Source organism: Streptomyces sp. NPDC054863 (assembly GCF_053610825.1).
In genome coordinates, this window is sequence record NZ_JBSGZD010000509.1 from 1 (window position 1) to 2,613 (window position 2,613).

2 protein-coding genes are annotated in these 2,613 nt (G+C 74.9%); both read left to right on the forward strand.

Annotated elements, in window-relative coordinates:
- The first annotated feature begins 344 nt into the window (after window positions 1–344).
- Window positions 345–1,610 (forward strand): uroporphyrinogen-III C-methyltransferase, encoded by a 1,266-nt coding sequence (gene cobA / locus ACWGIG_RS38355; RefSeq protein ID WP_453326356.1) that lies wholly within the window; start codon window positions 345–347, stop codon window positions 1,608–1,610.
- A gap of 124 nt (window positions 1,611–1,734) precedes the next feature.
- Window positions 1,735–2,613, forward strand: an 879-nt coding sequence (locus tag ACWGIG_RS38360; protein ID WP_453326357.1) for a TrmH family RNA methyltransferase, incomplete at its 3' end; no start/stop codon positions are given.

Sequence of the window (2,613 nt, forward strand, 5' to 3'; positions counted from 1 at the left end):
GTGGGCGGGGGCTCCGTCACGTGCGCGGTGGGGGTGGTTGCGCTCGGCTCCGGGGCGGGTGATCACGTCACTGTGCGGGCGCGTCGTGGCCGGCCGCGCAGTTCCCCGCGCCCCTGACCGCCTGCCCTCCAGTCCCGAGCCTCCTTGGGCAGCGGGGGCCCCACGCGAAGCCGCACCCCGTGCTCCGGCCCGCGCCCCCGCGCCCGCCCAGCGTCGCCCAACCCCCGCCCCGTAAAGTAGGCCCCCGGGGCTCGAAACCCCGCCCCACCAGCCGCTCCACTGCCGCAGCGGCCCCCGACCCCTCCCGCGGGAATCGAGCCCGCCCCTCCCGAGGAGCCGCACCCATGACCGCGCACGCCGCAGGCGACCCGCAGACCGCCGAAAGCCCCGCCTACCCCGTCGGCCTCCGCCTCTCCGGCCGCCGCACCGTCGTCATCGGCGGCGGTCAGGTCGCCCAGCGCCGCCTCCCCGCCCTCATAGCGGCCGGCGCGGACATCACCCTGATCTCGCCCTCGGCAACCCCCTCCGTGGAAGCCATGGCCGAGGCCGGCGAGATCGCCTGGGAGCGCCGCCGGTACGAGGACGGCGACCTCGCCGACACCTGGTACGCGCTCGTCGCCTCCAGCGACCCCGCCGCCAACACCGCGGCCTCCGCCGAGGCCGAGCGCACCCGCACCTGGTGCGTCCGCTCCGACGACGCCGAAGCCGCCACCGCCTGGACCCCCGCCACCGGCCGCTCCGACGGCGTCACCGTCGCGATCCTCACCGGCCACGACCCGCGCCGCTCGGCCGCCGTGCGCGACGCCGTCGTCGAGGGCCTGCGCGACGGCAGCCTGGCCGCCCCGCACCACCGGGCCCGTGCGGCCGGCGAAGGCCCCCGCGTCCACCTGGTCGGCGGTGGCCCGGGCGACCCGGACCTGATCACCGTCCGGGGCCGCCGTCTCCTCGCCGAGGCCGATGTCGTCATCGCCGACCGGCTCGGCCCCCGCGACCTCCTCGACGAGCTCCCGCCGCACGTCGAGGTCATCGACGCGGCGAAGATCCCCTACGGCCGCTTCATGGCGCAGGAGGCCATCAACCAGGCCCTCATCGACCATGCCAAGCAGGGCAAGACGGTCGTACGCCTCAAGGGCGGTGACCCCTTCGTCTTCGGCCGCGGCATGGAGGAGGCGCAGGCGCTCGCCGCCGCGGGCATCGCCTGCACCGTCGTCCCCGGCATCTCCAGCACCATCAGCGTCCCCGGCGCGGCCGGAATCCCGGTCACGCACCGCGGCGTCGCCCACGAGTTCACCGTGGTCAGCGGCCACGTCGCCCCCGACGACCCGCGCTCCCTCGTCGACTGGGAAGCCCTCGCCCGCCTCCGCGGCACCCTGGTCCTGCTCATGGCGGTCGAGCGCATCGGCGCCATCGCCGAGGCCCTCGTCGCCCACGGCCGCGCCCCCGAGACCCCCGTCGCGATCATCCAGGAGGGCACGATGGCGACCCAGCGCCGCGTCGACGCCACCCTCGCCACGGTCGCCGCGTCGGCCAAGGACGAGAACGTACGACCGCCCGCGGTCATCGTCATCGGCGACGTAGTCTCGGTGAACAGCCCCGGTATCCACGGGTAACCCCACCCCGGGTAACCACGGGTAACCCGGCCCCGGCAGCCACGGACGACCAGTCCGGGCAACCGGGGCAACAACCCCGCCCGCCCCCTTGGGCACCGCACCCACGACAAGGCAGTGTCACCCTGTGGCCGATCTCCTCACCATCGACGACCCCGACGACCCGCGCCTGAGCGACTACACGGGCCTCACCGACGTCGAGCTCCGGCGCCGCCGCGAGCCCGCCGAGGGCCTGTTCATCGCCGAGGGCGAGAAGGTCATCCGACGGGCCCGCCAGGCCGGTTACGAGATGCGGTCGATGCTGCTCTCCGCCAAGTGGGTCGACGTCATGCGCGACGTCATCGACGAGGTCCCGGCCCCGGTGTACGCCGTGAGCCCGGACCTCGCCGAGCGGGTCACCGGCTACCACGTGCACCGCGGCGCCCTCGCCTCCATGCAGCGCAAGCCGCTCCCGACGGCCGCCGAACTCCTCACCACCGCCCGCCGGGTCGTCGTCATGGAGTCCGTGAACGACCACACCAACATCGGCGCGATCTTCCGCAGCGCGGCGGCCCTGGGCATGGACGCCGTGCTCCTCTCCCCGGACTGCGCCGACCCCCTCTACCGACGCTCCGTCAAGGTCTCGATGGGCGCGGTCTTCTCCGTGCCGTACGCACGTCTGGAGAGCTGGCCGGGAGACCTGGAGACGGTCCGCGAAGCCGGTTTCACCCTCCTCGCGCTCACCCCCGCCGACAAGGCGCGCTCGCTGGACGAGGTGGCGCCGCACACGATGGACCGGGTGGCTCTGATGCTGGGTGCGGAGGGCGACGGCCTCTCCACCCGCGCCCTGCGCGCGGCCGACGAGTGGGTGCGCATCCCCATGGCGCACGGCGTCGACTCGCTCAACGTCGGCGCGGCGGCGGCCGTCGCCTTCTACGCCGTCGCCCAGGGCCGCACCCAGACCGCCAGAGGAGCCGCCGCGAGAGCTTCTGGGCCGCCGCCAGGAACTCCGCCGCCTCGTCATCCC

What these genes read in the sequence shown, in the direction of transcription:
- cobA (WP_453326356.1), top strand. Translation starts at nt 345, where the DNA reads ATGACCGCGCACGCCGCAGGCGACCCGCAGACCGCCGAAAGCCCCGCC.